We start from the raw sequence: 23,798 nt of genomic DNA, 5'->3' as shown, positions 1-23,798 counted from the left end.
TCGTGACTGTTTGCAGGCGATTGGGGCCCCGTTTTTGTGTTGCGCCACTCGAAAGGATGGATATGGAGAAAACCGCAGAGCAACTGCGCCGCGAACACATCGCTGTTGAGGGAGACACCCATGGCAAGAACAAATGGGCGATTCTGTTTACGGTGCTCATCATGACGTTTATGGTGTGTCTGGATTCGACCGTCGTGACCGTGGCGCTGCCCGTGATGCAAAAGGAGCTGGGCGTGGTCCTCGATCGCATTCAGCTGGTAAGCTCGGTTTATCTGCTTGCGACTTTGCGGTGCGATGCGGCTTGTGGGGCGGGCGGGGGTCGGTCCGTGGTAGACTATCGAACAACGTTTATTAATCGCGCGGTATCGTTGCCGCGAGAAGGGGTTGCGCCATGCAGGAGCTTGAGGACCGTATTCGCCATGACGGCATCGTAAAGGCCGGTAATGTCCTTAAGGTTGATGCTTTCCTCAACCACCAGTGCGACGTTGAGCTGTTTGACCACATGGGCGCCGAGTGGGCCCGTCTGTTCGAGGATGTCGAGATTAACAAGATCCTTACGATCGAGGCTTCGGGCATTGGCATGGCTTGCATTGCAGCCCAGCATTTTGGCGGCGTGCCGGTGGTCTTTGCCAAGAAGGCGCAGTCCATCAACCTCGACGGCGAGCAGTATGCCACGACCATCTATTCCTTTACCAAGCAGAGGGAGTACCCGGTCATCGTTGGCAAGCGCTTCCTGTCCGAGGGCGACAAGGTCCTGATTATCGACGACTTCCTGGCCAACGGATGCGCGCTCGAGGGTCTTATCAAGATCTGCGAGGCCGCAGGCGCCGAGGTGTCCGGCATTGGTATTGCGGTGGAGAAGGGCTTCCAGGGCGGTGGCGATAAGCTCCGCGAGCGCGGCTTCCGTGTTGAGAGCCTGGCCCGTATCGCCGATATGGACTGTGAGAACGGCGAGATCACCTTCGCCTAAGCGCGCAACACAAGCGATTGGTATGCGATGTGACAAAGGGACTGTCCCTTTGTCACATTTTTTGTATGAGGGGAGGTGTTGATATGGATGAGAACAAGATGGGATGGCGTGAGTATGCGCGCTATGCCGAGATGTCGGTCGAGGAGCTGGCGCGCGATTGCGAGATGCAAGTGTTTCGCGCGACGGGTCCGGGTGGGCAAGGCGTGAACACGACGGACTCGGCGGTGCGCATGAAACATATCCCTACGGGGATTACCGTGACGGCGCGCGAGAGTCGCAGTCAGTTCCAAAATCGTAGCTGCTGTTTGCGTAAGCTACGCGCTGAGCTTGAGCGTCGCGGGCATCCACCGCGTCGACGCGTAAAGACCAAGGTGCCTCAGCGCTCTCGCCAGCGCAGACTTAATGATAAGCACTTCAACGCCATTAAAAAGGCCAACCGCCGCAAGCCGGGCGGGGAGGAGTGATCTTCTGAATAAGTTGCGGTGAAATAGGGGCTGTTTTGCGGCTTTACCTGCATAAACAGTCCCTATTTCACCGCAACATAGGGGTGGTTAGCGGGTTGGACGCCAGACTTGGAGGGCGCCGGGTAGGATGTCGACTTCGATGCGCGAGGCGATAACAGGCTCGCCGTCGGCCTGGATGGGGTAGTCGGGCTCCTCAAAGGTGAGCTCGGCATGGCGGCAGCGACGCATGCAAACCGGCGGCAACTTGGTATGGTGGCCGTCCTTGGCCGAAAGGAACATGGGAAGCGCGACCGCGCGCGGAACGGGGCCGCAGGCGTAGCAAACGTCGAGCATGCCGTCGCACGGGTCGGCGTCGGGACAGATGCGATAGCCCGAGCCATAGGTGGGGCCCAGCTGAATCGCCATGATGATCGCCCTCACGCGCTCGGCGGGCGCGCCGTCAAAGCTGACTGTCATGGGGTAGTTGCGATAGCGCAGGCCAAACTGTTCAAGTCCCGAGAGGGTGTAGAGCGGAGCGCCGGTGAGGCCCGTCTTTTTGCGCAGCTCGGTGGTGCCCAGGCCGATGGCGGCGTCAATACCGACGGAGAGCGTCTGGTCGTAGTACTCAACGCAAGCCTCGCCGCTACCGCTTGCAGGGTTCCATGAGCGAATGCGACCGATGTCCTGACGCTGCAGCTCGCAGGTGAGCAGCGCGCCAAAATCCTTGCCGGAGAAATCTTCTATACCGAGCGTTTGGGCAAAATCGTTGCCGGAACCCACGGGTAGGATGGCAAGAGCGGGGCGGGGGTCCTCCTTTTGTGCCATAAGCCCGTTGAGGACCTCGTGGATCACGCCGTCGCCGCCAAGGGCGATAACGGTGCGATAGCCCTGAGCCTGTGCGGCCAGCTCCTTGGCGTGCCCCATACGCTCGGTCAATACCAGGTCAAACTGGGATGCGCGTGCAGTCATGTCCAAAAAGCGTTGCAGGCGCTCGGCAACTTCGCGCGCCGCACCCGATTGGGCGGCTGGGTTGGCGATGATGAGCGTTCGACCAAAATCAGTTGCGTGCATGGGCGACTCCCGGCATATGGCGTGACGGTGCGGTCGCGCTCGGGTCGAATTGCCCCCCGATTGTGGCTGCACGGCGAATACTTACGTCTACTCTATCAGGTCGTTGTGGCGCTCGATAGCATCCGCTACCGTACCGCCCTCATCCACTATAAGCGAACGGCGCTTGGGTGAGATGATGCGCTGGGCAGGGTACACGCCGCGGTGTCCGCCGGCGAGATAGCTGATAAAGGCCACGATGACAAAGAACCCGGCGGCCGTGCCGTGGAACAGGTCGATGGCCATCATGCAGGTGGTGATGGGCACGTTAAGGCCGGCACAGAACACGCCGAGCATGCCGAGAGCCGCCAGAAAACTGGGGTCGAGCCCGGTAAGGCAACCGATCCAGCCACCGAGTGCCGCACCGATGCCAAACAGGGGCGTGACCTCGCCGCCTTGGAAACCGGCACCCAGGGTGAGTGCCGTTACGACGAGCTTGATGACGGCGTCGGCGAGGGTGGTGTTGCCGGCAAACCCGGCGCCCGAAAGCCACGTGGAAAGGCCGGCGTAGTCCCAGGCGTCGAGGAGGGCATAGACAGCCAAAACCACGAGTGCGCCTATAAGGGCGCGAACGAGGTAATTGGTGATAAAGCGACCGTACAGGCTCTTGACGGTTCGAACCGACCAGGCAAAGAGGCGTGCCGTCAGACCGAAGATAATGGCGCTGACAACAACGATAACGACCGTTTTGGGCATCATGGCGGGAACGCTGGCGATGGCATTCGCTTCGTACTCGGTACCCAGGGCGAGTGATGTAAAGTAGCCGGTAAACGAGGCGACCAGGCAGTAGATGCCTGCGGTGTAGTCGATCTTGCCGATAAAGCACATCTCCATGCCAAAGAAAGCTCCGGCAAGGGGCGAACCGAATACGGCGCCAAAGGCCGACGAGATGCCTGCGAGCATGAGGTCGTGGTGGTCATGCTTTTTGAGGTGGGCGAGGCTTGAGATGTTGCTGGCGATGGTGCCGCCAATCTGTACCGCGGCTCCCTCGCGACCGGCCGATCCGCCCGTTAGGTGCGTGAGCGTGGAGCAGACGAAGGTGAGGACGGCCATGCGCTTATGGATGAGGCGTGTGCCCAGAGCGGAGTCGATGACCAGGTTGTTACCGCGTTTGGCGGCAAGACCGTGGTTTTTGTACGCCCATGCGGTGGCAACGCCCACAACGGGAAGCAGCGCGTAAATCCACGTATGGTGCTCGCGATAGTCGGTCGCGATTTTCAACGAGGCCAAAAACGCCCAAGCGGCAACGCCCATGGCGAGCGAGACGATGACGACGAGTACGAGCAACTTAGCGCTCGCGAGTAGGTTGTGGGCATTGCGGCGCGTGTCGGCAGCCAAGAGATGCTCGGAGCGGGTGAGCTGTTGCCTGCCTGCCATGATGACGTCGTTCAGGGAGAAAAAGCCGTCGTCGAGCGGCTGGGAATGATCCTGCGCCTCGTTTGCGCTTTCGGGTTTGTCGGTAAAAGCCATACGTTCCTCTTTTAGGTTGCAACACGAGCATTATAGAACGTGCCAAACGTGACAAACCGGCAGGTTGGTTTCGGTTCTGTTTCGCGGCTTGCGGCCGACAGGTGTATTCGAGAACGTGGGTCGTTTCGTCGTCGTGCGGCAGGGGATTATACTGAGACAAGCATAAAGAATTGGCGCCCCCGTTGTGCGCTGTGGCATTAAGAGGTGCATATGGCAGAGAAACTCATTCCGCTGGAGGACGCGCAGTCGATTGTTCTGTCGCACGTTGCTCCGACCGATCTCGTCGAGATTCCCGTGTGGCAGGCCGCCGGCCTTCCCTTGGCCGAGGACGCGGTGGCCGATATCGACATTTCGCCGTTTGCCAACAGCGCTATGGACGGATATGCCGTGCGCGCCGTCGACCTCGCCAAAGCGTCCACCGATGCGCCCGTGACGCTTTCTGTCGTGGGGCACGAGGCGGCGGGCCATGTCTTTGAGGGCGCAATCGGCGCGGGCGACACGGTTCGTATCATGACGGGCGCGCCGGTACCCGAAGGTGCCGATGCCGTGGTAAAGTACGAGATCGTCGATGTGCTCGACGGTGACGGCAACGAGGGCTCGCGTGTGAGATTCTCGGCGCCTGCCAAGGTGGGGGAGAACGTTCGATCGGCTGCTGAGGAAGCGCATACTGGCGACGTCGTGATGTACGCTGGAGAGGTTGTGGCTCCGGCGGGCGCCGGCTTGCTGGCGAGCGCCGGGTATGCGAGCGTGAAGGTGCATGCCGCGCCGCGCGTGGGCATTATCTCGCTGGGGACGGAACTGGTCGCACCGAGTAACGTGCCGGCGCGCGGGCAGATTCGCGACTCCAACTCGTCGGCGTTGATGGCCGAGGCGCTCGATGCAGGAGCCGAGCCCGTGTTCTACGGCATTGCGCCCGATGATGAGCAGGCGATTGCCGAGCTGGTGCATCGCGCCGCGCAGGAGTGCGATTTTGTCATTACGAGTGGTGGCGCCTCTGCGGGTGATTACGACTATGTGACGGCGCTCGTTCGGCGCGAGGGCGAGGTGCTGTTCGACCGCATCTCGATGCGTCCCGGCAAGGCCATCACGTTTGGCCTGCTTGGGGGCAAGCCATATTTGGGACTTTCGGGCAATCCCGCGGCGGCGTATGTGGGCTTTGAGATGCTTGCCCGCCCGGCGATCCGCAAGATGCGCGGCTTTGCCGAGGGCGTGCGTCCCGTGCAGCAGGCGAAGCTCACACACGGCGTGAAGAAGCGACAGCATCGCCGCTTCTTCGATCGTGCCACGGTTTTGCGCGACCCCGAGACCGGTGAGCTGTTGGTGACCGAGGCCAAGACGCAGAATTCGGCGCTGCTCGGCACGATGCAGCGGGCCAACTGCCTGCTGCGTATTGACGAAGGCCCGTGTGACCTCAGGGCGGGCGACGTCGTGGATGTCGTGCGTGTCGACTTACCTGAGGGCGCGGTGCTATAGGAGGAACGCTATGGAGTTGAAGATTTCGATTGTGACGTGCTCGGATACGCGCGATCTTGCCCAGGACGAGGCGGGTACTGCGCTCGAGGAACTCATCGCGGCGCAGGGCTGGACGGTCGCCTCGCATGTGGTCGTGCGCGACGACGTCAGCGAGATCGGTGATGCCATTGTGGAAGCGGCCGATGAGTGCCACGCCAATGTCGTGCTCACCTGCGGCGGCACGGGCCTTTCGATGCGCGACGTGACGCCCGAGGCGACGCGTGCCGTCTGCGACCGCGATGTACCGGGTATTGCAGAGGCAATCCGTGCGTACTCCATGACCAAGACGCGCCGCGCTATGCTTTCGCGCGCCGTGTGCATGCAGCGTGGGCATACGCTTGTCATCAACTTTCCGGGATCAACGAAAGCGGCCCGCGAAAGCTGGGAGGCTGTGAGCGACCAGCTGGAGCACGCAGCTCAAATGACGGCGGGGGGCAGGCACGCCAAATAAGCGCATTACCTGCGGCGGAGTGACCTTACGGGCTGCTCCGCCTTTTTTATGCAGCGACAGTGCGGGCCGTCTCGTGGTTATCGGTAAAGGAAAATTATTAGACGAGAAATATTTATCACAAACACTATTCGTGCAAAAGTATAATCTAGTAACAGAATAAAGCTTGCGGCGGGGTGCCCGGGCGTAGCGTTCGAAAGGGTTGAACATGTTCGATACGGTTTCTCGCCGCGGGTTCGTTTCACTTTCCGCTGTCGCCGCTGCCGGCCTTGGGCTTGCCGGCTGTTCCGGCAACAAGACGTCTGGGCCGACTGGCTCCGATGCCGGCTCCGCCAAGATTTCGTCCAAGAAGGCTGTCGAGCTGCAGGTCTTTGCCGCCAACTCGCTCGAGAAGGCCCTGCCCGAGGTTCAGGTGCTCTATACCGACCAGACCGGCACCACGTTTGCCGACACGCAGTTTAAGGCGTCTGGCGACCTTGTCGAGCAGATGCGCGCCGGTGCCGCCGTCGACGTACTCATCACGGCCTCCAAGGGCACCATGGACGACGCCGAGGCCGCCGAGCTCGTCGACGCCGACACGCGTGAGGACATGTTCGTCAATGACCTCGTGGTCATTCGTGCCGAGGGCTCCGACACCAGGGTCGAGGCCATCGCCGACGTCGCGAACCTGGACGGCAAGATCGCCATCGGTGACGCCAAGATCGTTCCCGCCGGCAAGTACGCCAACCAGGCGCTGGCTTCTGTGGGTCTCTACACCGGCACCGAGGGCGACGACGGCGAGTATGCGCCCGATCTCGCCGACAAGGTGGCTCTGGCCGACAAGGTCGGCACCGCTGCGTCTTACGTCTCTACGGGCGACTGCGTGGCCGGTTTTGTCTACAGCTCCGATATCTTCCGCTACGACGGCATCGAGGAGGCCTTCGTGTGCCCCGAGGACTCGCACAAGACCATCGTGTATCCCGGCGCTGTCGCCGAGAGCTCCGAGCACGCCGACGAGGCCAAGGCGTTCATCGACTTCTGCCTGACCAACAAGAAAGCCCAGAAGATTTGGGCTAAGTACGGCTTTGAGCTTTCCGCGTAGTTCGCAACATCGCTGCATAACGATATGCTTGAGGGCGGGCGTTCTCGCGATCGCCCGCCCTCTTGATTGAACCGGCGTGTCCGCGCGCCGTTGCCCTGTGTTTGAGGAGTCGCCCGTGTCAAGGAAAACGATTCGCCTGCTCGCCGTGCTGGCTGCGGTTCTGTGCGTGCTGACCGCACCGCCCGGGGTTGCTCGGGCCGAGGCGCTCTTCACTACCGCCGATGGCCGCCAGGCGACCGAAGATTCCGCGCTTATCGATGGCGTCGGGTTTGGCCTCAACGCGTTTGAGCGCAATGCCAAGGGCACAGCCCGTTCGTTTGCGGGTCAGCCCGAGGGTTACCGTTTTCCTATCTACAAGAAGACGACCCTCGTGACGGTGACGACGCCTGAGAGCATCGTGGTCTGGCTCGACGCCCATGCCGCCAAAGACGCGGGGCTCGACATCTCAAAGGCAGATGACCAAAAGGCGCTCAAGAAGATGCTCGTGGGGCTCGACAAGTCGCACTCCATGGGTGGTGCGTTGCTGGAGGACTCTAATCTCGAATGGGTCTTTACCTCGGATAACGCGCTGGTGCAAAGCGATTACCGCTATCAGTTTAAGGTGAAGGGCGGCAACGGCGATTACTACACGGTAGTGAATGCCGCCGACGCCGCGAATGCCGAGCTAGATTTGGGTGACGGCGTCCTGTGGAGTGATAACGCCGCCCTCGTGCGGTATGCGGACGTGTCGACGACGGTGCCGCCGTCGCTGGCGGAGCGCGCCGCAGCCTTCTTTGGCGACATCGACTATCGCCCGTTTTGGGTGTCCATTAAAACGAGCGGCCTTGCCCTGCTGATCTCCTTTGCGCTGGGCCTGTTCGCCGCGTGGAAGACTATGGGTACCTCGAGTCGCATCAAGGGCCTGCTCGATTCGGTTTTTACGATTCCTATGGTGCTGCCGCCCACGGTCTGCGGCTTTCTGCTCCTCATGCTGTTTGGCCGCTCGACCGGGGTGGGCCAGTGGCTTATCGCGCACGGCATCTCGATCGTCTTTACGTGGCCGGCGGCGGTGATATCTGCCGTGGTGGTGTCGTTTCCCCTGGTCTACCGTACGGCACTCGGTGTCTTCGAGAGCCTCGACACGCAGATGCTCGACGCCGCGCGAACCTTGGGATGGTCCGAACGTCGTATCTTTGCCAAGCTCATGATGCCGCTCGGCTGGCCCTCCATCGCCGCCGGTACGGTCCTCGCCTTTGCCCGCGCGATGGGCGAGTTTGGCTGCACCCTGTTCTTTGCGGGCAACTACGCCGGTATTACTCAGACCATTCCCATCGCCATTTACTTTGAATGGATGGGCGGCAATACGTCGGTGGCCCTCTTTTGGGTCATCGTCGTAATCGTGTTTAGTTTCCTAGTCATCCTGTTCATCAACATGTACACTGCGCATTCGCAAAAGTACCGCGAGCGCGGCCTTTCCCGTGCGGAGCGCAAGCAGGCCAAAGATCTCGCCGGACAGGGCGATTCGCTCGACCCGGCGGGCGGCGATGCCTTGCGTATCGATCGCGAGGCGCTGGCCGAGCTCATGCGCGATGACGCCGTCTCGAAGGGAGGTCGATAGGCCATGTCGCTCGTTCTGGACATCAAAAAGCGCTATCCCGGGTTTACGCTCGACATGCAGCTTGAGGCCGGCGAGGAGCGCGTGGCGCTGCTGGGTGCCTCGGGCTGCGGCAAGAGCTGCACGCTGCGCTGCATCGCCGGCGTGGAGACGCCCGACGAGGGCAAGATCGTTGTCAACGGCATGACCTTCTTTGACTCGGCGGCCGGCATCAACCTGTCGCCCCAGGAGCGCAAATGCGCCCTGCTGTTCCAAAACTATCAGCTGTTTCCCAACATGACGGTGGCCGATAACGTATGCGCCGGCGTAAAGGATGCGGGCGACGCCGCCGCGCGCAAAAAGCTCGCCGAGCGCTATCTGGGCATTTTCGGTCTGGCCGATTTTGCCAAACGCTATCCCGCGCGACTCTCGGGCGGCCAGCAGCAACGCGTGGCGCTTGCCCGCATGGTGGCGGCGCATCCGGGCATTTTTATGTTCGACGAGCCTATGAGCGCGCTCGATTCCTATCTTAAGAGCGCCCTCGAGCAGAACATGCTCGACCTGTTCGACGTCTGTAACCGCACCGTGCTCTACGTGAGCCACGACATTGACGAAGCGTGCCGCCTCTGCCAGCGCATCTGCGTGATGCATAACGGGCATGTGGAGGAGATCGGCTCTATCGAGGACGTGGTCCGCCGTCCGCAGACGCTGGCGGCGCTGCGCCTGACGGGCTGCAAGAACACAAGCCGGGCGCGCAAGATCGGCGACGAAGAAGTTGAGGCCCTCGACTGGGGCATGACCTTTAACGTGGGTCGCGAGGTTCCCGATAATGTGGTGTACCTGGGCATTCGCGCAAGTTACTTCCATGTGGACAACCGTGCCGAGCGGGGCCGCAACAGCTATGATTTGCACGTGGCCCGAGTGAGCGATTCGCGCTTTGAGCGCCTGGTGCTGCTGGACGTACCGCGCGTCGATGCGCCAACGCGTCTGCAGTGGAAGGTCAACAAGGTGAGCGTACCTGTAGAGGGGCTGCCACAGGCGGGGGAGACCTTGCGCATGCATTTTGATGCGAGCAGGATTCATTTGGTCTGTCGATAGCGCCGGGTAATGCCGTCGGGGATATAAGCCTCGGCGGCTTTGTCTTGCCGTTCGCCGAATGAGGGATGACAAACTCTTATCAATCAAGATAATTATTTATTAAACGACGGCACACGATGCTGTCGTACGAATGTCAACGGTGTTCGCATGGTCGATGACCGTTGATATAGTTGACCTCAACTGGTTAAGGAGGGTGCGCACATGCCGCAGACGACATACATTCGCCGCGTTGCCGCGCGTGCCCTATATATGGCTCGGAGCCGCATATGAGCAGGTATGTTCACGGCTCCGGGAGAGACGACGCACAACTAAATAATCGACCGCAAAGCAGGTTCCCCAAAATTCCGGGTTTGAGCGCGGCCGGGCAATCGCCGTCCGTCGTGCATCGATACCGCTGTTATCCGTTTTTGGTTCGAGAGGGGAACCGTTATGGCTGAAGAATTCGATTTCCATCCGATGTGGGAGAGCCTCGGCATGAATCTTGCCGACCACGACATGCTGCTGGGCGCCGTGGGCCAGATGTACGGCGACATGTTCCTGACGCAGAACAACCGTCCCAAGTCCACGTCCTACCTGGACTTTGTGGCCACCAACATCCATAGCGGCCGCATTAAGGAGATGCTCGACAAGAAGGAGGCCGGCGAGGCCACCAAGATTGTGGGCTCGTTCTGCGTCTACGTGCCCGAGGAGATCGTACTTGCCTGCGACGGTATCCCCGTGGGTCTGTGCTCTGGTGCCGATTGGGCAACCGATAAGGTCGAGGAGCACTTGCCCCGCAACACCTGTCCGCTTATCAAGAGCTTTGCCGGCTTTAAGCTGGGCGAGGTCTGCCCCTACATTGAGTCGAGCGACCTGGTGGTGGGCGAGAACACCTGCGATGGCAAGAAGAAGGCCTACGAGTTTTTTGCCACGCAAAAGAACATGTACGTCATGGATATTCCCAACGTACACAACGAGTCGACGCTCGTGACCTGGAAGGCCGAGGTCAAGAAGCTCGCCGCCAAGATTGAGGAAGAGTGCGGCGTCAAGATTACGCCCGAGCGTCTGAAGGCCGCCATCCACGCCGTCAATGAGAAGCGTCGCGCCCTGCAGCGCCTCGCCGCCACACGCGCTGCCGACCCGGCGCCCATCAGCGGTCTCGACAGCCTGCTAACCGTCCAGGCCGCCTTTATGGACGACACGCCGCGTCTGACCGGAGCCATTAACGATATGGCGGATGAGTGCGAGCAGCGTGTCGAGGCCGGCGAGGGCGTGGCGCCCAAGGGGACCAAGCGCATCCTGTACACCGGTACGCCCATGGCCGTGCCCAACTGGAAGCTGTTCAACCTCATCGAGAAGGCTGGCGGCGTCGTGGTGGGCGAGGAGTCCTGCACGGGCTCGCGCTACTACAAGGACTTGGTCGATGAGTCCGGCGAGACGGTCGACGAGATGCTCGACGCCATTGCCGAGCGCTACTTTAAGATCAACTGTGCCGTCTTTACGCCCAACGACCAGCGTATGAAGGACATTGTCCAGATGGCCAAGGACCTGCATGCCGACGGCATCGTCGACGTGGCCCTGCAGTTCTGCACGCTCTACGAGATGGAGTCGTTTGCCGTGGAGAAGGCCGCCGAGGAGGCCGGCATTCCGTTTATGCACATCACGACCGACTACGCCGGCGAGGATGCAGGCCAACTGCAAACCAGGATTGAGGCTTTCTTGGAAACCATTTAGGGCTATCCGTCTCGGCGGTTTCCCCAGGCACCCGATCTTGCCGTTCAAACCGTCGCTTGCTACCAAAGTATGCGGCGCTCCTCTTTCACGGCAACCTCGGGCACCTGGGAAAGCCGTTTCCTTGGTTGGTAAAAAGTTTAGGAGTTATATGTCGGAAAAAATTGAGCAGCCGTTGCCGTCCACGTTTGAGGAGTTCAACGAGCAGCGCAAGGCGGCGTTTATTCGCGTCAAGGATTATAAGCAGGCGGGTAATCGCCTGGTCGGCTTTTTGTGCAGCTATACGCCGCTCGAGATTATCGATGCCGCGGGGGCTGCAAGCGTGGCTCTGTGCGGTACGTCCGACGAGGTGATTCCCGAGGCCGAGAAGGTGCTGCCGTCAAACCTCTGCCCGCTCATCAAGTCGACGTACGGCTTTGCCTACTCGCAAAAGTGCCCGTTTACGTACTTTAGCGACATGATCATCGGCGAGACCACCTGTGACGGCAAGAAGAAGATGTACGAGCTGCTGGGGGAGCTCAAGCGCACGCACATTCTGCATCTTCCTCAGGGTCGCGACCGCGCCTACGAGCGTGAAGGCTGGTACGAGGAGTGCCGCCTGCTCAAGGAGGAGCTCGAGGGCTTCTACGGCATCACGATTACCGACGATGACCTGCGCGCTGCCGTCCGTCGTCGCAACCGCTTGCGTGCGGCCCAGCTCGAGATGTTTGTGCTGCAGGCTAACCAGCCGGCGGCCATGAGCGGCGTCGACCTGATGAGCACCATGTTTGCCGGCACGTTCAGCTTTGATATCGAGGCCTATACGCAGCAGTTGGAGCAAAAGGTTGCCAAGCTGCGCGAGGCCTACAACGCGGGCGAGCGTCCGGTTGCGGCGGATGCCAAGCGCATTCTGATCACCGGCTGCCCGGTGGGCGGCGTGATCAACAAGATCGGTCGCACCATCGAGTCCAACGGCGGCGTGGTCGTGTGCATGGACGATTGCTCGGGCGAGCGCACGGCGGCCATGATGATCGACCCGGACGCGCCCGACATGCTGCGCGCCATCGCCGACCGCTACCTGGACATCAACTGCTCGGTCATGACGCCCAACGACGGTCGTATGGAAAACACGCTGGCCATGTGCGAGAAGTACCACGTCGATGGTGTAGTGGAGAGCGTGCTGCAGGCTTGTCACACCTTTAACGTGGAGAGTGCACGCATGCAGGAGGCTGTTGAGGGCGCAGGCATTCCGTATATGAAGATCGAGACCGATTACAGCAACGGCGACATGGGCCAGATCGAGACGCGCATCGCCGCCTTCATCGAAACCCTCTAGCTTCCTCAGGCACCGGATCTTGCCCCTCAAACCGTCGCTTGCGTACCCAAAGTACGCTGCGCTCCTCTTTCGGGGCAATCTCCGGCACCTGAGAAACCTAGAGCTAAGGCGCCTGAACGCGCCGCTACCTTTGATGTTTAGATTAGGAGAGAGCCATGATAGGGATCGGGATCGATATCGGGTCTACGGCGGCTAAGGCCGCTGTGGTCGATGGGGAGGGTTTGGTGGCGTGGACGTGCGTGCAGCCAACCGGGTTCTCGTCGGTCGATGCTTCCGAGCGGCTGCGCGAGGCACTGGCAGCGGCTGGCTATGACGTGGCTACCGACGATGTGCGCGTGGTCGCGACCGGATATGGTCGTGTCGCCGTGCCCTATGCGCACAAGGTAGTGACCGAGATTACCTGCCACGGTACCGGTGCCGTGCGTCTGTTTGGCGACCATGGCACGGTGATCGACGTGGGCGGCCAGGACACCAAGGTCATTACGATCAAGGGCGGCCGCGTGGCAAAGTTCGCCATGAACGACAAGTGCGCCGCCGGTACGGGGCGCTTTTTGGAGATCATGGCCGACCGCCTGGGCATTTCCCAGCAGCAGATGGCCGACCTGGCGCGTTCCGGCGAGCCCACCAAGATCAGCAGCATGTGCACGGTGTTTGCCGAGAGCGAGGTCATTAGTCTGATCGGCCGCGGCGAGCCGCGCGAGAACATTGCGCGTGGCGTGATCGAGAGCGTCGTGTCGCGTGTGGCGACCATGGCCTCGCAAGCCGCGGGCGCCCCGTACTATCTGACCGGTGGTCTGTGCGAAAACGCCTATGTCGTCGAGCGTCTTGGCGCATTGGTGGGCTCGCCGGTCACCACCTCGCCCCAGGCCCGCTTTGCCGGTGCCATCGGTGCGGCCATTCGAGCCCAGGCGCTCGCGTAGGGGGCCGGTGCGATAAATTGCCCGCTCTCGGCGCCGCCATGCGTATACTGGGAGGAACTGATTGACCGATGAGAGGAGGAATCGATGGCTGACGATCTCATGAAGCTCACGCAGATGACTGCCGCGAGCGGTTGAGCCGCTAAGTTGGCTCCTGGAGCCCTCGCCCAGGTCCTGGGCGACTTACCCAATGTGCATAACGACAACCTGCTCGTGGGGTTCGATACCTCCGACGATGCGAGCGTCTTCCGCGTTGGCGATAACTTGGGCCTCGTGCAGTCCATCGACTTCTTCCCACCGATGGTCGACGACCCGTTCCTGTTTGGCCAGATCGCCGCGGCAAACTCGCTGTCGGACATATACGCCATGGGCGGACGGCCGAGCCATGCCATGAACCTGCTTTGCATACCCAGTTGCCTGGGCGTTGAGGTTGCCGGCCAGATTCTGGCGGGTGGCGCCGACAAGTGCGTCGAGGCCTGCTGTGCCATCGCGGGCGGCCACACCATCAACGACGACGAGCCCAAGTACGGCCTGTCCGTGAGTGGCTTTGTCGCGCTTGACCGTATGCTCACCAACAGCGGCGCACACGTGGGCGATGTTCTGCTGCTGACCAAGGCGATCGGCTCGGGCATCATCACTACGGCCATTAAGGGCGAGCTCATCGAACAGGATGATGCCAGCCCGATGTTCGACTCGATGCGGACCCTCAACGAGGCTCCGATTCGTCTGGCCGAGGACCTCGAGCTTCATGGCTGCACCGACATCACGGGCTTTGGCCTGATCGGACATGCGTGCGAGATGGCCGAGGGCTCGGGCGTGCAGATTGAGCTTGTGTCGGGGGCGGTGCCGCTCTTTGACCAGGTGCTCGACATGGCACGCCTTGGCATTATCCCTGCCGGCGCCTACCGTAACCAGGACTTTTTTGGCCCGCGCGTGGCGGTCGACGATGGTCTGGAGCCGGGGATGCTGGATGCGCTGTACGATCCGCAGACCTCGGGTGGTTTGCTCATCGCGGCACCTGCTGCCGATGTGGATGAGCTTGCGCGCCGTCTGCATGCCGAGGGGCGCGTTGCCGCCGTCGTCGGTCGCGTGTGCGAGCCGGTGCCAGGCGGTCCTGCCGTCCACGTTGTCCGCTAGCCCGCACGTTTATGTAACTGTTTACCGTTCTCTAGAACGGTTCTTTCGAAAGGAAATGCTATGTCTACCAAGATTGAAGTTAATGCCATGGGCGATGCCTGCCCGCTGCCCGTCGTCAAGACGCTTAAGGCGCTCAAGCAACTCGATGGCGAGGGCGTTGTCGTGACCTCGGTCGATAACGAGACCGCCGTCAAGAACATCTCCAAGATGGCGCAGGAGAAGGGTTGCACGGCCTCGGTCGAGAAGGTTTCTGACGCCGAGTGGCACGTGACCGTGGCGACCGCCGGTGCCGTGGCCGTTGCGGACCCCGAGCAGGATGGCGCTGCCTTCTGTGATGCCAGCGCCGGCAAGGGCAAACTCGTCATTTCCGTCTACACCGACTGCATGGGCAGTGGCGACGACGAGCTGGGCCACAAGCTCATGAAGGCCTTCATCTTTGCCGTGACGCAGCAGGAGGAGCTGCCCGCGACCATGCTGTTCTACAACGGCGGCGCCAAGCTCACCGTCGAGGGCTCTCCGGTGCTCGATGACCTGAAGGGCCTGGCCGAGCAGGGCGTCGAGATTCTCACCTGCGGTACCTGCCTGGACCACTTTGGCATCAAAGACCAGCTTGCGGTGGGCGAGGTCACCAACATGTACGTGATCGTGGAGAAGATGGAGCAGGCCGTGCGCGTCGTGCGCCCGTAGCGTATTGGTTGGAGTTGCCATGAGGGAGAAGCGCCCGGCGCTTGTCATCACGTTTCCCACCACGGCGGCCGCCATGGGGTGCGAGACCCTATGCATCGAGCGCGGCCTTCCCGGGCGCACGATTCCCGTGCCCGGGGAGGTCGCTGCCGGCTGCGGCTTGGCGTGGAAGGCGTTGCCTGCCGATGAGGAGCTGCTGCGCGCCGAGCTTGCCGCAGCTGGTGTTCCCACCGAGGGCTTTACGGTGATTGACATGTGGGAGGTCGTGCGATGATCTATCTGGATAACGCGGCGACGACCATGCATAAGCCGCAGACGGTCATCGATGCCGTGACGCAGGCGATGTGCTCGCTCGGCAATGCCGGGCGCGGCGCCACGTCGGGTGCTCTCGATGCGGCTCGTACGATTCACGGTTGCCGTGCCAAGCTCGCGCGCTTTTTGGGTTGCCCGAGAGCTGACCATGTGTGCTTTACGCCCAACTCCACGGCTGCGCTCAACACCGCCATCTGTGGCGTGGTGCGCCCCGGCGACCGTGTGGTCACGACGGTGCTCGAGCACAACTCGGTGTTACGCCCGCTCAATCGCCTGGCGGCGGAACAGGGTGTGGCGGTTGAGCATGCGGGCTGCGACGCGAACGGCGTGCTCGACTACGACGAGCTCGAGCGGTTGGTTACGCCGGACACGCGTGCTGTGGTGGTGACGCACGCCTCCAATGTGACCGGCAACGCGGTCGACATTGCGCGCGTAGCGGCCATGGCCCATGCGGCAGGTGCGCTGGTGATCGTCGATGCCTCGCAGTCTGCCGGTACGGCGCATATCGATATGCACGCCATGGGGCTCGATGTCGTGTGCTTTACCGGCCACAAAGGGCTCATGGGACCTCAAGGCACCGGCGGCCTGGCCGTGGCGGAAGGCATTGACGTGCCGCCCTGGGCCATGGGCGGCACCGGTGTACACAGCTTCGATGCGCTGCAGCCGCTTGAGTGGCCCACGCGCCTTGAGGCGGGCACGCTCAACGGTCACGGTATCGCGGGCCTTTCTGCCGGCCTCGACTTTATCGAGGCCCAGGGTGGGGTCGAGGCGATTGCGGCGCATGAGCGCTCGCTTGCAGAGCGCTTCCTTGCCGGCGTGCGCGAGATTCCGGGGATTAAGCTCTACGGTGCCTTTGACCAGCCCGTGCGCTCGGCGATCGTCTCACTCAACGTGGGAGATATCGACTCTGCCCAGATTTCTGACGCGCTTATGCAAGGGTGGGGGATTGCGACGCGCCCCGGCGCCCATTGTGCCCCGCTCATGCACCGCGCGCTCGGGACTGAGCGTCAGGGTGTCGTTCGTTTCTCGTTTGGGTATTTCAACACGGACGAGGAAGTCGACACCGCGATTGACGCGCTCCGCGATTTAGCCTGCTAGAGCGTATATACTTGCGGGACGGGTCTTTTGCCCGTCCCGTTTTGTTTCGACCCGAAAGGTGGTCCCATGGCCTCATCCGCCCCGCGCGGCCTGCGCTCCGACCATGTCGTTACCGTCGGCATCGCCCTGTTCTCGATGCTCTTTGGCGCCGGCAACCTCATTATTCCGCCGCTGTTGGCGCTGCAGGCAGGCTCTGCCACGCCGCTTGCCATGCTCGGCTTTCTGATTGCCGCCATCGGCCTGCCCGTCATGGGCTTTATCGCCGTGGCGCTTGCCGGAACGGCGCGCGAGCTGGCCGGGCGTGTGCATCCTAAGTTTGGCGAATTCTTCGTTGCGGCGGTGTATCTAGCCATCGGCCCGTGCCTGGCTATTCCGCGCACGAGCTCCACGGCCTTCGAGATGCTGGTGCCGCTGCTGCCGGAGGGCGTCTCGCTCGGCACGGCACGTCTGGTGTTTGCCATCGGGTTCTTCGTCGTCGCGTTTGTGCTCACGCTTCGTCCGGGCGTTATCACGCGCGTGCTCGGTCGCATTACGGGCCCCGCGCTCATTGCGCTCATCGTGCTGGTCGTGGGTGCCGCCGTGGTCTCGCCGTTGGGTCCCGCTGCCGCGCCTCAGGCTCCCTACGATGCAGGCGCCGCCGTGCAGGGCTTTTTGACCGGCTACCAGACCATGGACCTGCTTGCATCGCTCGCCTTTGGCATTATCATCGCCGAGACCATCCACGAGCTGGGCGTGACCGATGACAAGCGCGTGGCCTTCGAGATCTCGCGTTCCGGTGTGATCGCCGGCGTGCTCATGGCCGTCATCTACTGCGGCCTGGCGCTTGCCGGCATGCAGCTCGGCACGGTTGTGCCCGATGCCACCAACGGCGCTGCCATCCTTGCCCGTTCTGCCTCCATGCACTTTGGCCTTGTCGGCACGGTCGTGGTCTTTGCGATCTTTTTCCTCGCCTGCATGAACGTGTGCATCGGCCTCATCAGCTGCTGCTCGCGCTACTTCTGCGAGACGTATGTGGTCGAAGGGGGAGCGGAGGCTTCCGAGGAGGCTATGCGCCGTCCCTTTGCGGTTCTCGCCTTTGTGTTCGCGGCGTTTTCGTGCGTGCTCTCCAACGTGGGCCTCGACGCGATCCTCATGTTCTCGGTGCCTATGCTCAATGCCCTGTATCCCGTTGCCATCGTGCTGGTGCTTATGGGCCTGGTGCACGGCTTTTGCGACGCGCATCCGCAGGTGTGGGTCTGGGTCGGCGGCGTTGTCGCGGTACAGAGCGTAATCACTTCGGTCCGCGATGCGTTCTTTACGGGCGCGTGGCTGCCGTTCGATGCGCTGCCGCTGGCGGATATTGGAGCCGCGTGGGCGCCGGCCGCCGTTGTGGCGTTTGTGATTGGCCTGCTCCATAGCCAGTTTGTCACACATTCGAGGAGCTAGGGTATCGTCGCTTGCACAAGCGGGAAGTCTCCCCTATAATTTCCTTCACTTTGGGACACGCAAGGTTTAGACCTTAGCTGCTCAACACCTTCGGGACGTGGCGCAGTTTGGTAGCGCGCCTGCTTTGGGAGCAGGATGTCGCAGGTTCAAATCCTGTCGTCCCGACCATATCTTGCGGGCGTAGTTCAATGGTAGAACCCCAGCCTTCCAAGCTGATGACGCGGGTTCGATTCCCGTCGCCCGCTCCATAGGATAGTTTTAACGGCTTTGGCTCTATTTGGTGTCAGAGCCGTTTTCATAAGCGTGCCGGGCGACGGGAATCGAACTCGGCAGGGTGCGAAGCTGAGAAAATGCGTGAGCATTTTCCAGCGCAGCACGCAAGGGCCAATGGCCCGCAGCGAAACAAGGGTTTGCGAAGCAAACCCTTGGACTTCCCGTCGCCCGCTCCACAAGATGGATGAATGGCTCTGCTTCCTTTTGGAAGCAGAGCCATTCATCCATATATTTCCATATACATGCTGGGAACCCCACATCCCCTCCTAAGTTGCGGTGAAATACGGACTGTTTTCCGGCTTTTATGGCCCATGTAGTCCGTATTTCACCGCAACTTGCACCTGAGCTTCAGGTTGAGATTGCTCGGCCAGGAAACGCCGGCTATTATCTGGCAGATTATGGTTGGCACGTGCCGTCGCTACTCGAGGCCTGCGATGCGCTGCTCGACGAGCGCGGTTTTCGCGGGTCGGCCAAGGCCGGCATCTCGGTGTTTGACGACGACTTTGGCCTGCATGCTCAGCAGGTGGCACCATCCGCCTGCTCGACAAACGCGACGTAGCCCGCAAGTCGATGTTCACCACGCATTCGCTCCCTTTGTCGATTCTGATCGAAGAAATCGAGCAATCGTGCGATGATATCTTCTTCATAGGGATTCAGCCGGGCGACACGGAGTTCTACAACCCCATGTCCCCGGAAGTCTTTGACGCCGTTGACGCCGTGTACGACGCCGTGGCCGCCAACGACTTTTCCCACTTTGTCCGCTTGGGACAGGAGCTGTAGCAGCGCTTGTCCCTGGTGATTAGGAAAGAAGTGATTGACATGGCAGATTCCAAGGTGGAGTACCCTGCCCCCGATTGCCTGGCGCCCGCCGCGATCGAGGCCAAGACCGAGGCCGCCGGTGTGACCAAGGCTAACCTGCCGGTCGATAAGGCCTTTCTGTTGGCAATGTTCGCCGGTGCGTTTATCGCCTTCGGCGGTCTGTTCTTTACGGTGTTTTTGAGCGACAGCACGCTGGGCTGGGGTGCCCAGCGCGTCGTGGGCGGCCTGTGCTTTTGCCTGGGCCTGGTGCTGGTGCTGGTGTGTGGCGCCGAGTTGTTCACCGGTAATTCGCTTATGGTCTGCGCGCTCAAGAGCAAAAAGATCACCCTGATCCAGATGCTCAAGGCATGGCTCGTCGTGTGGCTTGGCAACTTTGCCGGTGCCTTGTTCATCGTCTTTTTGGTGTACATGGCCGGCGTTTACAAGCTCAACGGCGAGGCGGTCGCCAATTCCATGGTGGGTGTCGCCGCCGGCAAGGTGACGATCGACTGGCTGACGATCTTCTTCCGCGGCATCCTGTGTAACATCTTTGTGTGCCTGGCCGTGTGGATCGGTACCGCCGGCAAGACCGTGGTCGATAAGGTCGTGGGCATTCTGCTGCCCATCGCCGCCTTTGTGGCCTGCGGTTTTGAGCACTGCGTTGCCAATATGTACTTTTTGCCCATGGGTGCCGTGATGCACGCGTGCGGCTATGGTGCCGACGTCGCCGGCGCCGATGCGCTCAACGCCGCGGGCATTGCGTTTAACCTGTCCGCCGCCACGCTGGGCAACATCGTGGGCGGTGCGGTTCTGGTCGCGCTCGGCTACTGGTTTATCTACGCCAAGAAGTCTGAGGCGTAGGGTACCGTCTGTTTGACGTTGGACCTCCCGCGGGGCGTCGCCGTGCGAGGATAATAGCGATTGATTGACTCAGCCGATCGAATCGGCTGATAGTTTGACGTTCGAACGATTGATTCACCTTTGGTTTTGAAAGGCCGCACATGAGCGATAGCCAGAACATGTCCGATGAGGTTCGCGCCCGCCTGCGCGCCATTCCCTCCGTCAACGAGCTGCTCGCCGAGTGGCCGGTAGTGAAGGCGGCGGGGGAGACCTGCGACGCGGTGGTGCATGCCGCCGTCACGGCCGAGCTCGACGAGGAACGCGCCGCCATTCGCGCCGGTGCCGTCCCGCGCTCTAAGCGCGACCTGGCCTCGGCGATCGAGTGGCGTGCGCACCGCTCCGCGCTGCCGAGCCTGCGCCCTGCCGTCAACGCCACGGGCGTGGTCATCCATACCAACTTGGGCCGCGCCCCGCTCGCGGAGTCGGCGGCAAAGGCCGTGGCCGAGGTTGCGCGCGGGTACAGTACGCTCGAGTACAGCGTGGACACCTGCTCGCGCGGGTCGCGCAAGGAACACGCCGCGCATCTGATCCGCTCGCTCACCGGTGCCGAGGACGCGCTTGTGGTCAACAACAACGCCGCCGCGGTGCTGCTGGTGCTGGCTACTCATGCCGCAGGCAAGGAGGTCATCGTTAGCCGCGGCGAGCTTGTCGAGATCGGCGCCAGCTTTCGCATCCCCGATGTCATGGCGTCTTCGGGCGCCAAGCTCGTCGAGGTCGGCGCCACCAACCGCACGCACCTAGCAGATTATGAGCAAGCCATCACGCCCGATACGGCCATGATTCTCAAGGTCCATCCTTCCAACTATCGCATCGAGGGCTTTCACGAGGAGGTGAGCTCTCGGGAGCTTGCGGCGCTTGCTCACAAGCATGGCCTGCTGTTCTATGAGGACCAGGGTTCGGGCGCGCTCCTGCCCGATGACATCCTGGTGCGCGGTGGCGAGGAACCCACGCCGGCTTCGGTCGCGGCGGGGCTCGATATCGTGTCGTGCTCGGGCGATAAGCTGCTGGGCGCGGCGCAGGCGGGCATCATCATGGGCCGTCGCGATCTGGTCCAGGCCTGCGGCGCACATCCGCTCATGCGCGCTCTGCGTCCGGGCAAGTTGGCGCTTACGGCGCTCGAGGCCACGCTGCGTATCTACATGGACGGCGCCGATGTTGCCCATCGCGATATTCCGGTGCTCAACATGCTTACGCTGCCGCAGGCCCATTTGGAGCGACGTGCCCGCAAGCTGCGCGATCGTATGGTCGCCGGGCTCGATAAGGCCGGTTGCCCGTGCGCCGTTCAGGTGGAGATCGTCAAGGAATCGTCGACCCCCGGTGGCGGCTCGCTGCCTACCATGGAGCTGCCCACGATGTGCGTTGCCGTGCGTCTTGTTGACGCGCGCCTGACGGTCGATGCGCTCAAGCGCTCGCTTGTCCAGGACTTCGACACGCCGGTGGTCACGCGAACCTCGCACGATCGCATTTTGTTTGACGTCCGTACGCTCGTGGGCGACCGCGATATCGAGACGGCGGCGTCGACGCTTGCCGCATGCGTTGAGAAGGCGCTTGCTCGATGAGTGAGGTCCAGGCGCTGGTGGAGTGTCCCGTTATCGTTGGCACGGCGGGCCACGTCGACCACGGTAAGTCGGCATTGATCGAGGCACTGACCGGCAAGAATCCTGACCGTCTGGAGGTTGAGCGTCGTCGAGGTATGACCGTTGAGCTTGGCTTTGGCGAGCTGGCGCTGCCGAGTGGCAAGATTGTCGGCCTGGTCGACGTGCCTGGCCATGCCCACTACCTGCGCGCCATGGTGCAGGGCGCCACGGGTATCGACGTGGCCGTGCTGGTGGTTTCGGCCGTCGAGGGCGTGATGCCGCAGACCCGCGAGCACGCGCATGTGCTGGAGCTGCTGGGCGTTACGCATATGGTGGTCGCGCTGACGATGTGCGACCTGGCCGATGCCGAGATGACCGAGCTTGCCGAGCTCGATGTCGATGACTTTTTGTCGGGTACCGTGTTTGCGGGCGCGCCGATTGTGCCCGTGTCGTCCAAGACGGGCGAGGGGATCGACGGGCTGCTTGCGGTGCTCGACGAGCAGGTAAGTGCCTGCTGGGATGCTTGCCGCGACCGTTCCGATCGGAGCGATGCCTCGTCTCGCCTGCCGATTGACCGCTGCTTTACGATCAAGGGTGTCGGCACCGTCGTTACGGGAACGCTGCACGATGCGCCGGTTGCGGTGGGCGACGAGCTGATGGCTTTGCCGTCGCGTACGGTCTGTCGTGTGCGCGGGATTCAGGTGCATGGCGATACGCCGCGCGCGCTGCCTGGGCAACGCGTGGCGCTCAACCTGGTCGGTGACGGTGTCGCGGCGCTTGACCGTGGTGAGATGCTGGGCGTGGCGGGTCGCTTTGGTCAGACGTTGCGCTTTATGATGACGTTTACCTACCTGGGCCGCGAGGGCGCCAAGCCGCGCGTGCTCGAGTCGGGCGCGCGCGTGCACGTGATGGCCGGCACGGCCGAGGTCATCGGCCGCGTTATGCTTTTGGAGGGCGAGGCCCCCATGGCGGTGGGCGAGACCCGTACCGTGCAGGTGCGCCTGGAGGAGCCATTGCCGCTGCGCGCCGGAGACCATGCCGTGGTGCTGTCGTATTCGCCCGTTATGCTCATCGGCGGCGGGCGTGTGCTGCTTTCGCGCTGCCGTCGCTCGCGCGAGCTTTCGGCCGGCGAGCGTGCGCTGTTTGCGGCGCTTGAAGCCGGCGATGCCGTTGCTGGCGTAGACGCGTGGCTGGCGCTGCAAGCGCTGCCGGTTGCGGCGGCTGATGTTGCCGAGGCGCTCGATCTTGTTGCCGGTGAGGCTGAGGCAGCGCTGGGCGAGTTGGTGGCGCGAGGTGTTGTTTGCGAGCTTGCCGGCTCGGGCGGCACGTTGTATGCGAATGGCGCCGTGCTCGATGCCGCCATGGACGTGCTGGCGGCGACCCTGTCTGCCATGCACGCGGCGGCTCCCAAGGAGACGGGTTTTACGCCCGGCGCCGTTGCCCATGCTGCGTGGCCTGCCGCCGATGAAGGCGTTGCCGCGGCTCTGATTGCCGAGGGCTGCTCGCGTGGCGTGTGCGCCGCCGAGGGCACCGAGGTGTTCGACCCGCACTCCGCTGCTGCCGCGGCGCGTGTGGTGCGCGAGGCGTGTGAGCGCATTGCGGCGCTGCTCGACGGGGCCGGCCTCGATGCGCCGACGCTGCCCGAGGTGGGTGAGCGACTGCAGCTCGACCGCGACACCATGACGCGCGCCCTGCGCGAGCTTTCGCTCAACCGCTCGATCGTTAAGGTCGAGCGCGACGTTGCCCTGTCTGCCATGTCGGAAGCCCATGCGCGCGAGCTTGTCGCCGCCGCCATTGAGGCAGCCGGCGGCGCTGCCACCACGAGCGTGCTGCGCGAGGCGCTGGGTGTGTCGCGCAAACGTGCCATCAGCATCTTGGAGCACCTGGATGCCGTGCGCTTTACGGTGCTCGACAAGGAAGCCGGCGGCCTGAGGTCCCTGCGCTAGACTG

General features: G+C 62.2%; 23 protein-coding genes and 2 tRNA genes. 23 read left to right on the top strand and 2 right to left on the bottom strand.

Annotated features, from left to right (window positions below):
- Positions 1-62: 62 nt before the first annotated feature.
- The 3 genes from ACTQZF_RS03365 to ACTQZF_RS03355 all read left to right on the top strand — a co-directional run bounded on the left by ACTQZF_RS03365 (position 63) and on the right by ACTQZF_RS03355 (position 1,434).
- Entirely contained in the window at positions 63-434 is a 372-nt protein-coding gene (locus ACTQZF_RS03365; protein WP_441554557.1) for a hypothetical protein, read from the top strand.
- Positions 392-970 carry a xanthine phosphoribosyltransferase gene (locus ACTQZF_RS03360; RefSeq protein ID WP_154515325.1) on the top strand — a complete coding sequence of 193 codons (579 nt, stop codon included), beginning with the start codon at positions 392-394 and terminating at the stop codon, positions 968-970. Before ACTQZF_RS03365 ends, ACTQZF_RS03360 begins: the two co-directional genes overlap by 43 nt.
- A 65-nt stretch (positions 971-1,035) precedes the next feature.
- Positions 1,036-1,434, top strand: coding sequence for a peptide chain release factor-like protein (locus ACTQZF_RS03355; protein ID WP_441554556.1), 399 nt, complete (start codon positions 1,036-1,038; stop codon positions 1,432-1,434).
- 87 nt (positions 1,435-1,521) lie between these two features.
- Here the strand turns inward: ACTQZF_RS03355 and ACTQZF_RS03350 are convergent, their stop codons facing one another.
- Together ACTQZF_RS03350 and ACTQZF_RS03345 are read right to left on the bottom strand one after the other, a co-directional pair.
- Positions 1,522-2,484, bottom strand: coding sequence for a diacylglycerol/lipid kinase family protein (locus tag ACTQZF_RS03350; protein WP_441554555.1), 963 nt, complete (start codon positions 2,482-2,484; stop codon positions 1,522-1,524).
- A gap of 87 nt (positions 2,485-2,571) precedes the next feature.
- Positions 2,572-3,990, bottom strand: coding sequence for a chloride channel protein (locus ACTQZF_RS03345; RefSeq protein WP_441554554.1), 1,419 nt, complete (start codon positions 3,988-3,990; stop codon positions 2,572-2,574).
- Positions 3,991-4,200: 210 nt separating this feature from the next.
- Between ACTQZF_RS03345 and ACTQZF_RS03340 the strand changes: the two genes are divergently transcribed.
- The 20 genes from ACTQZF_RS03340 to selB all read left to right on the top strand — a co-directional run bounded on the left by ACTQZF_RS03340 (position 4,201) and on the right by selB (position 23,794).
- Positions 4,201-5,463 (top strand): molybdopterin molybdotransferase MoeA, encoded by a 1,263-nt coding sequence (locus ACTQZF_RS03340; RefSeq protein ID WP_441554553.1) that lies wholly within the window; start codon positions 4,201-4,203, stop codon positions 5,461-5,463.
- Between the two features lie 10 nt (positions 5,464-5,473).
- Positions 5,474-5,953, top strand: coding sequence for a MogA/MoaB family molybdenum cofactor biosynthesis protein (locus tag ACTQZF_RS03335; RefSeq protein WP_441554552.1), 480 nt, complete (start codon positions 5,474-5,476; stop codon positions 5,951-5,953).
- A 205-nt stretch (positions 5,954-6,158) separates the two neighbouring features.
- The gene (gene modA, locus ACTQZF_RS03330; RefSeq protein WP_441554551.1) at positions 6,159-7,031 is read left to right on the top strand and encodes a molybdate ABC transporter substrate-binding protein; all 873 of its coding nucleotides are present in this window, start codon (positions 6,159-6,161) and stop codon (positions 7,029-7,031) included.
- Between the two features lie 115 nt (positions 7,032-7,146).
- Positions 7,147-8,628 (top strand): molybdate ABC transporter permease subunit, encoded by a 1,482-nt coding sequence (modB, locus tag ACTQZF_RS03325; protein WP_441554550.1) that lies wholly within the window; start codon positions 7,147-7,149, stop codon positions 8,626-8,628.
- 3 nt (positions 8,629-8,631) lie between these two features.
- Positions 8,632-9,702, top strand: a complete 1,071-nt coding sequence (locus ACTQZF_RS03320) for a sulfate/molybdate ABC transporter ATP-binding protein (RefSeq protein WP_441554549.1) — start codon at positions 8,632-8,634, stop codon at positions 9,700-9,702.
- A 429-nt stretch (positions 9,703-10,131) separates the two neighbouring features.
- Positions 10,132-11,415, top strand: a complete 1,284-nt coding sequence (locus tag ACTQZF_RS03315) for a double-cubane-cluster-containing anaerobic reductase (protein WP_441540662.1) — start codon at positions 10,132-10,134, stop codon at positions 11,413-11,415.
- Positions 11,416-11,563: 148 nt separating this feature from the next.
- Positions 11,564-12,727, top strand: coding sequence for a double-cubane-cluster-containing anaerobic reductase (locus ACTQZF_RS03310; RefSeq protein WP_441554548.1), 1,164 nt, complete (start codon positions 11,564-11,566; stop codon positions 12,725-12,727).
- Positions 12,728-12,882: 155 nt separating this feature from the next.
- Positions 12,883-13,647 carry an acyl-CoA dehydratase activase gene (locus ACTQZF_RS03305; RefSeq protein WP_441554547.1) on the top strand — a complete coding sequence of 255 codons (765 nt, stop codon included), beginning with the start codon at positions 12,883-12,885 and terminating at the stop codon, positions 13,645-13,647.
- A gap of 84 nt (positions 13,648-13,731) precedes the next feature.
- Entirely contained in the window at positions 13,732-14,781 is a 1,050-nt protein-coding gene (gene selD / locus ACTQZF_RS03300) for a selenide, water dikinase SelD (protein ID WP_441554546.1), read from the top strand.
- A 60-nt stretch (positions 14,782-14,841) separates the two neighbouring features.
- Positions 14,842-15,468, top strand: coding sequence for a sulfurtransferase-like selenium metabolism protein YedF (gene yedF, locus ACTQZF_RS03295; RefSeq protein ID WP_441053910.1), 627 nt, complete (start codon positions 14,842-14,844; stop codon positions 15,466-15,468).
- A gap of 19 nt (positions 15,469-15,487) precedes the next feature.
- Positions 15,488-15,739, top strand: a complete 252-nt coding sequence (locus ACTQZF_RS03290) for a DUF3343 domain-containing protein (protein WP_427795782.1) — start codon at positions 15,488-15,490, stop codon at positions 15,737-15,739.
- Complete coding sequence (locus ACTQZF_RS03285) at positions 15,736-16,875, top strand: aminotransferase class V-fold PLP-dependent enzyme (protein ID WP_441554545.1); 1,140 nt, start codon at positions 15,736-15,738, stop codon at positions 16,873-16,875. Before ACTQZF_RS03290 ends, ACTQZF_RS03285 begins: the two co-directional genes overlap by 4 nt.
- A gap of 66 nt (positions 16,876-16,941) precedes the next feature.
- Positions 16,942-18,300 (top strand): branched-chain amino acid transport system II carrier protein, encoded by a 1,359-nt coding sequence (gene brnQ, locus ACTQZF_RS03280; protein WP_441554544.1) that lies wholly within the window; start codon positions 16,942-16,944, stop codon positions 18,298-18,300.
- A gap of 91 nt (positions 18,301-18,391) precedes the next feature.
- A tRNA-Pro gene (locus tag ACTQZF_RS03275) sits at positions 18,392-18,468 on the top strand.
- A gap of 6 nt (positions 18,469-18,474) precedes the next feature.
- Positions 18,475-18,548, top strand: a tRNA-Gly gene (locus ACTQZF_RS03270).
- 329 nt (positions 18,549-18,877) lie between these two features.
- Positions 18,878-19,132, top strand: coding sequence for a hypothetical protein (locus ACTQZF_RS03265; RefSeq protein WP_427727528.1), 255 nt, complete (start codon positions 18,878-18,880; stop codon positions 19,130-19,132).
- A gap of 11 nt (positions 19,133-19,143) precedes the next feature.
- On the top strand, positions 19,144-19,353 hold the full coding sequence (locus ACTQZF_RS03260; protein WP_427727526.1) for a hypothetical protein: 210 nt from the start codon (positions 19,144-19,146) through the stop codon (positions 19,351-19,353).
- 39 nt (positions 19,354-19,392) lie between these two features.
- Positions 19,393-20,232 (top strand): formate/nitrite transporter family protein, encoded by an 840-nt coding sequence (locus tag ACTQZF_RS03255; protein ID WP_441554543.1) that lies wholly within the window; start codon positions 19,393-19,395, stop codon positions 20,230-20,232.
- Between the two features lie 140 nt (positions 20,233-20,372).
- Positions 20,373-21,830: an L-seryl-tRNA(Sec) selenium transferase gene (selA, locus tag ACTQZF_RS03250; protein ID WP_441554542.1), complete on the top strand. Its 1,458-nt coding sequence runs from the start codon at positions 20,373-20,375 to the stop codon at positions 21,828-21,830.
- Entirely contained in the window at positions 21,827-23,794 is a 1,968-nt protein-coding gene (selB, locus tag ACTQZF_RS03245) for a selenocysteine-specific translation elongation factor (RefSeq protein ID WP_441554541.1), read from the top strand. The genes selA and selB overlap by 4 nt, the downstream gene beginning before the upstream one ends.
- The last annotated feature ends 4 nt before the right edge of the window (positions 23,795-23,798 follow it).

Source organism: Collinsella sp. LCP19S3_H3 (assembly GCF_052119145.1).
In the GTDB taxonomy this organism is placed as follows: domain Bacteria; phylum Actinomycetota; class Coriobacteriia; order Coriobacteriales; family Coriobacteriaceae; genus Collinsella.
The sequence above is the reverse complement of the archived record's forward strand: the minus strand, read 5'-3'. Positions and strand labels throughout refer to the sequence as shown.

Bases quoted from the DNA above. Each gene is read 5' to 3' on its own strand.
- ACTQZF_RS03315 (WP_441540662.1), top strand. From the start codon at position 10,132: ATGGCTGAAGAATTCGATTTCCATCCGATGTGGGAGAGCCTCGGCATG.
- ACTQZF_RS03345 (WP_441554554.1), bottom strand. From the start codon at position 3,990: ATGGCTTTTACCGACAAACCCGAAAGCGCAAACGAGGCGCAGGATCAT.
- ACTQZF_RS03340 (WP_441554553.1), top strand. From the start codon at position 4,201: ATGGCAGAGAAACTCATTCCGCTGGAGGACGCGCAGTCGATTGTTCTG.
- yedF (WP_441053910.1), top strand. From the start codon at position 14,842: ATGTCTACCAAGATTGAAGTTAATGCCATGGGCGATGCCTGCCCGCTG.
- ACTQZF_RS03255 (WP_441554543.1), top strand. From the start codon at position 19,393: ATGGCAGATTCCAAGGTGGAGTACCCTGCCCCCGATTGCCTGGCGCCC.
- ACTQZF_RS03365 (WP_441554557.1), top strand. From the start codon at position 63: ATGGAGAAAACCGCAGAGCAACTGCGCCGCGAACACATCGCTGTTGAG.
- ACTQZF_RS03265 (WP_427727528.1), top strand. From the start codon at position 18,878: ATGGCCCATGTAGTCCGTATTTCACCGCAACTTGCACCTGAGCTTCAG.
- modA (WP_441554551.1), top strand. From the start codon at position 6,159: ATGTTCGATACGGTTTCTCGCCGCGGGTTCGTTTCACTTTCCGCTGTC.
- ACTQZF_RS03335 (WP_441554552.1), top strand. From the start codon at position 5,474: ATGGAGTTGAAGATTTCGATTGTGACGTGCTCGGATACGCGCGATCTT.
- ACTQZF_RS03260 (WP_427727526.1), top strand. From the start codon at position 19,144: ATGTTCACCACGCATTCGCTCCCTTTGTCGATTCTGATCGAAGAAATC.
- ACTQZF_RS03310 (WP_441554548.1), top strand. From the start codon at position 11,564: ATGTCGGAAAAAATTGAGCAGCCGTTGCCGTCCACGTTTGAGGAGTTC.
- selB (WP_441554541.1), top strand. From the start codon at position 21,827: ATGAGTGAGGTCCAGGCGCTGGTGGAGTGTCCCGTTATCGTTGGCACG.
- ACTQZF_RS03360 (WP_154515325.1), top strand. From the start codon at position 392: ATGCAGGAGCTTGAGGACCGTATTCGCCATGACGGCATCGTAAAGGCC.
- brnQ (WP_441554544.1), top strand. From the start codon at position 16,942: ATGGCCTCATCCGCCCCGCGCGGCCTGCGCTCCGACCATGTCGTTACC.
- ACTQZF_RS03285 (WP_441554545.1), top strand. From the start codon at position 15,736: ATGATCTATCTGGATAACGCGGCGACGACCATGCATAAGCCGCAGACG.
- ACTQZF_RS03305 (WP_441554547.1), top strand. From the start codon at position 12,883: ATGATAGGGATCGGGATCGATATCGGGTCTACGGCGGCTAAGGCCGCT.
- ACTQZF_RS03290 (WP_427795782.1), top strand. From the start codon at position 15,488: ATGAGGGAGAAGCGCCCGGCGCTTGTCATCACGTTTCCCACCACGGCG.
- ACTQZF_RS03350 (WP_441554555.1), bottom strand. From the start codon at position 2,484: ATGCACGCAACTGATTTTGGTCGAACGCTCATCATCGCCAACCCAGCC.
- ACTQZF_RS03320 (WP_441554549.1), top strand. From the start codon at position 8,632: ATGTCGCTCGTTCTGGACATCAAAAAGCGCTATCCCGGGTTTACGCTC.
- selA (WP_441554542.1), top strand. From the start codon at position 20,373: ATGAGCGATAGCCAGAACATGTCCGATGAGGTTCGCGCCCGCCTGCGC.
- ACTQZF_RS03355 (WP_441554556.1), top strand. From the start codon at position 1,036: ATGAGGGGAGGTGTTGATATGGATGAGAACAAGATGGGATGGCGTGAG.